General features: G+C 59.8%; 5 protein-coding genes. 2 read left to right on the top strand and 3 right to left on the bottom strand.

What is annotated here, in order from left to right; all coding sequences use genetic code 11:
• Both AC6RA8_RS21060 and AC6RA8_RS21065 read right to left on the bottom strand, forming a co-directional pair.
• Positions 1 to 386: ABC transporter substrate-binding protein (locus tag AC6RA8_RS21060; RefSeq protein ID WP_500355597.1), on the bottom strand; the 386-nt coding region annotated here is incomplete at its 3' end.
• Positions 387 to 914: 528 nt separating this feature from the next.
• Positions 915 to 1979, bottom strand: a complete 1065-nt coding sequence (locus tag AC6RA8_RS21065; protein WP_500355599.1) for a LacI family DNA-binding transcriptional regulator — start codon at positions 1977 to 1979, stop codon at positions 915 to 917.
• A 93-nt stretch (positions 1980 to 2072) separates the two neighbouring features.
• On the opposite strand from AC6RA8_RS21065, the gene AC6RA8_RS21070 reads away from it, so the two are divergent.
• Both AC6RA8_RS21070 and AC6RA8_RS21075 read left to right on the top strand, forming a co-directional pair.
• Positions 2073 to 3293: an MFS transporter gene (locus AC6RA8_RS21070; RefSeq protein ID WP_500355601.1), complete on the top strand. Its 1221-nt coding sequence runs from the start codon at positions 2073 to 2075 to the stop codon at positions 3291 to 3293.
• 122 nt (positions 3294 to 3415) lie between these two features.
• A complete protein-coding gene (locus AC6RA8_RS21075) occupies positions 3416 to 3805 on the top strand; it encodes a tautomerase family protein (protein ID WP_500355604.1) in 390 nt (129 codons plus the stop codon).
• Positions 3806 to 4102: 297 nt separating this feature from the next.
• Here AC6RA8_RS21075 and AC6RA8_RS21080 read toward each other — a convergent pair.
• Positions 4103 to 5019, bottom strand: a 917-nt coding sequence (locus tag AC6RA8_RS21080; protein ID WP_500355606.1) for an efflux RND transporter permease subunit, incomplete at its 5' end; no start/stop codon positions are given.

Here is a 5019-nt window from a genome sequence, read left to right on the forward strand (position 1 = left end):
CGCACTTCGGTGATCGAGCCGATCAGCTCTTTCATATCCGAATTGGTGGATTTGGCGCGGGTGAAGCTGAACACCACGTCTTCGGCGGTAAAGGCCGCACCATCGTGGAAGGTGACGCCTTCGCGCAGTTTGAAGACCCAGACATTCGGATCGTCGGTCTTGGGCGCCCATTCGGTGGCAAGCGCGGGTTCAAACGCGCCTGTCGTGTCGCGGATGATCAGCGGCTCGTACATCTGGTGGCGGATGGTGTGCGACGGGCCCTCGTTCTGCGAATGCGGATCAAGTGTGAGCGCGTCGCCTGCGCGGGCCCATTTCAGCGTTTCGGCACTGACCAATGCTGTGCTTGACAGCAGGAGGGCAGCGGACAGGAATGATGTAACTTTCATGGAAGTCTCCCCAATTTGCTCTTCTACCGCGGAGTGTTGGTTACTCCGAAGGGATTGGCAAGCAGGTAGAGGGCTGAGCGGCGCGGCAAATGCCTGACGATGTTTAAAACGTCAGATGAATTTAGTGTTCACGGCAACCGCTGGCCCAATGTTGGGACGATGTGCCTGCAGATGACGTCCATTTGAGCCCAACCCGGTCATCGAAAATTTGTGCTGCGCGCGCACGCAGCGCAAAAATCGCTGCAGGTGCGCGGACCAGTACGCAGCATGGCGGCTAAGATCGCTGCCGTTCGTTCAACGTGCAGTGAGAAGCTTGACGACAATGCACGGTACGCGGGCATATCCGATGATCATATCTCAGTGTGACAAAAACCTGCCAAAATCACAAAGGTTTCGCCGAGGGTTTTTGACCAAGCTAAGCGGTTGATCCTGTGTGGGGCAGTGCGCTCGGCCAAAAACGACCGTTTTCGCCCCAACTAACACAATACGCTTGGACCGTTTCAGCCCGGCATTTCGCTAGCCGTTACCTCAAGTCGTTGAACGCTCGATGACGGATGTGCTCACAATTGTGGTCTCCACAGACTCACCGAGAGCGCACCGGACCGCGACTACCGCTTTTTCGGCCGCATCCTGTGCTACCGTGGTTAGTCCCAATTTCTCTGCGAACGGAGCATCATCGAAGCCGACAATGGCCATATCCTGCGGCACTCTCAGTCCTCGTTCAATGCAGGCGTCCATCGCGCCCTGCGCCACAACATCGGACATCGCCAGCACAGCTGTCGGGCGGTCCAAACTTCTATCCAGCAACGCGTCCATTGCAGCCCGCCCGCTCTTCCTCGCATTCACTTTGCAAATGCGGATCGGGACAGTGACGGTGTCGATCCCGGCTTCTGCGAAGGCCGCTGCGTAGCCCTGCCATCGCTCTTTCGGAAAACGGATTGAGGCCTTTTCCAAGTCGGCAGGCGTGCCCTGATGGTCGGTGCGACGGCGCGAAGTCGGCAGAGAAATGACACCGATCCGGCGATGTCCCTTTTCGATCAGATGCCGCGCCGCCGCGCGTGCACCTCCCACATCGTCCACTCCGATGCCTATCACGCCCTCTCGGTCGGGCATGTCGATCCCGATGACCGGACGGCCACGCTCCACGGCGCGTTGGATTACCGGATCGTCACCTGCCAGCCCGTAGAAGATGATCGCGTCAACCGCTGCAACGTCAAGCGCCGCAGGTGGACGTGGCCGTTCGCTCTTTTCATGGGGAACAGCGGGCAAGAGCAGCAGACCGATCTGCCGCTCCTGACAAGCGTTCATCAGAGCCCCCATGAACGTCCGCACAAAAGCGTCCTCCAGGAGGTATGTCATGGGTTCTGGTATGTAGAGCGCAATGGCTCCGGCGTGGCCGGTCCGCAGAAGCCGCCCTTCAATACCGGGGCCACGGTAGCCCAGTTCCTCGGCACGCTCCAACACCAGCTTGCGCAAAGCGGGTGAGAGCTGGTCGGGACGGTTGAAGGCATTCGATACCGTGGCGATCGATACGCCAAGGGCGCGCGCAACGTCGGCAAGACGCAATCGCGATGGACGCGCATCTTTTGGCATCGGCCAATACCTCCTTCCACAGCAAATTTGGGCTTGTTCTATAACGTTTAAGTTCAATTCTGGAACGGATCAACAGATTGATCGGACAGCACCATGCAGGACAAAGGCGAAGACCTGAACCACGTCGAGGACGACGTGTACCGATACTATGGGGATAGAGCGACCGCACGCGACGGGACACGTGGCGATCCGCGCATGTGGGCGGCGTTCGGTCTGTTCTTCATCCTGGCCTTCGCCTTCGCCTCATGGCTACCGCGCCTGCCTGAATTGAAACACGCGTTCGGCATGTCTGAAGGAGACGTGGGGTTTGTCCTGCTTGCAATGCCGGTGGCGCAGCTCTGCGTGATTCCATTGGTTGCCTTTGGCTCCGTCCGGCTGCGCCTTCGCACACTCAATCTAATCTGCATCACGTGGCTGCTTATCGCGATTGCACTGGTCGGCCTTGCGACCAGCACCGTTTCGCTCGCCGTAGTTGTCTTCTTGATCGGGGCTGGCGCGGGGTCCACGGGTGTTGCCATCAATGCTGCCGGGTTCGCCGCAGAAGAGGCGATGGGGCGACCCATCCTGTCGCGATGCCATGCGATGTATTCGGGTGGGCTCGCGGCGGGTGGCCTGACCGCAGGCCTCATCGCCGCTGCGGGCGTGCCGATCATTGTCCACCTGGCCTTGACCAACATTGCACTTTTGGTGGTCCTGCTGGTGGTCGTCCGGGCCGTTGTGGATACGCGCAAGCCCGAGGATGATGCGCCAAAGTTCGCGTGGCCCAAGGGCGCGCTCTTGATCCCCGGCCTGATCGCCATGGGCTGTCTGATGGCGGAAGGCGTCTCGGTGGATTGGTCGTCCATCTTTCTAGCCGAGGTGATCGACGCCCCGGCCGCATTGGTGGGAGCGGGTGTTGCGGCCTTCTCCGGCGCAATGGCGGTGATGCGTTTCGCGGGCGACTGGATTTCAGAACGTGTGCCGCCCCGTCTGATTGTGGGCGGCGGGGCGGTTCTTAGCGCGTCGGGCTACGGCATCACTGCCATCGCACCGAACGCACCCGTCGCTTTCGCAGGCCTAATCCTTGTGGGCTTCGGTCTCGCACCCATCGTCCCGCTCGCCTTTCGGATCGCGGGTAAGCTCTCGCCCAATGCGCCGGGGGTAGGTGTGGCCGCAGTCTCGACCTTGGGCTACGCAGGCTTTCTCCTAGGACCGCCGCTCGTCGGGCTGGTGGCAGAGGCCAGTAGCTTGCGTTTGTCGCTCGGAGCAGTCGCAGGGATGCTTATACTCGTTGCCTCGATCTCATTTCGGCTGTCAACAAATAGGGAAAGCTGAAAGATATCTGTTAGATACCTCGCTGCACCTACAACCGGAAACAGCATTCAATTAAACGCGCAGCCGCGCGATTTGATGAGGACGCTCAACGGCTGGGTGAAGCCCACAGTAGGAGCAATACATTGCCGTTCAACAAACTTCACGTTCCTGAAAACCTTGCGCCCGAGACCTGCCAAGCGATCAACGAAGAACTACACGTCAGCCTGGTCCAAACCTGCGGTGTGAACCCCGACGACCATTTTTGCCTAATCGCGCGTTACCGTCCGGGCGACATGCTGCTTCACCCAACATTTCTCGGAGAACGCGACCCCCAAGCGACGATTATCATCGAGATTGCCCTACTCGGTGGGAGGTCGGACAAACAGAAAGAAGACCTCTTCAAGGATGTTCGGCAGCGCCTCGATGGGATCGGGTTCGATGCCAAGAACTCGATCATGTTTCTTTTGGAGAACAGTCCCGCCGACTGGTCCTTCAGCCCCGCTGGATCGGTCAAAACGACGCTCGGCCTATAACTGCATCCGATTTGCGGGGTGATGCGTCGCAAATCTGCGTTTCTTCATCGGCAACAACGACCGGTTTAGCGGCAAAAGCTGCGTTGCCGCGAAAGGTATGTCGCGCTTGCGAACGCATGCTGCGTGAGCGAAGGCACGACATCCAATGGCGGCAAAGTCCGCAAAGCTAACCTTGAACTGCACCAGAGTGACAATTGTTTTGAATTTGCTAGACAGGCGGCACTGATGTGTTTCAACGAACCTCGCGCATCTCACCGACGATGCGCGAGGTTGAACACAAAGTTGCTTTATGCGCGACTACTCTGCAGCCTGGCTGAACGGCGGATGCAGGACAAAGGGCGTATCCTGCTTGCTGTCCCGTTCCGCGGATGCTGCGGGCGTCCGGCGGACCCGGTGGATCAGGGCAAAGACCGGCGGCGTGAAATAGAAACTCACCACGGTGGACAGCAGCACACCCCCGGCCACCGACATCGCGAAGGGGGGCCAGAAGCCACCTCCGGCCAGGATCAGGGGCAGGAAACCGCCAAATGTCGTGATGGTGGTCGAGACGATGTGGCGGCTGGATCCCATGACCACATCGACCATGGCGTCCTTGTCACCTGACGCGGCCAGGTCATCCTCTTGCAGGCCCGTCAGGATGATGATCGCCGCGTTGATCGACACACCGATTGACCCGATCACGCCGATGATCGCATTGATCCCGAACGGATACTGAAAGATTGCCAGAGCAAGCAGGCTGAGACCTGCGGACAGGCCTGACACGACCAGAACCACTGCCGTCAGACGGAAGCTGTTGAAGGTCAGTGCAATGGCCGCAATGGACAGTGTCACGATCAGACCAAGGGAGGCGAGCAGATCGCTGAGCGTGTCAGCCCGCGCATCGCTGTCACCGCCCAATTCGAGCCGCATGTTCGCGGGCACAGCGAACCCGTTGGCCTCCAAGGCGGCTTGCACCTCAATCAGCGCTTCTTCGGGCAATACATCGCGCAGGATAAACGCCTGCACCGTATTGACCCGTTCGCCGTTGCGGCGGGTGATGCTGCTGGCGGCTGGCTCCAAGTCGATGGTCGACACCGCTGACAGGGGCAGGGCGGGCCAGCGCCCTTGTGCCGACAGCGCGGCCGCATCAGGTCGCAGGATCGGCAGGTCGCGGATGGCCTGAACCGAGCCGCGCGTGGCGTCGCCCAGACGGACGCGGATGGGAAGCTCTTCGT

This window comes from Tateyamaria sp., assembly GCF_059783535.1.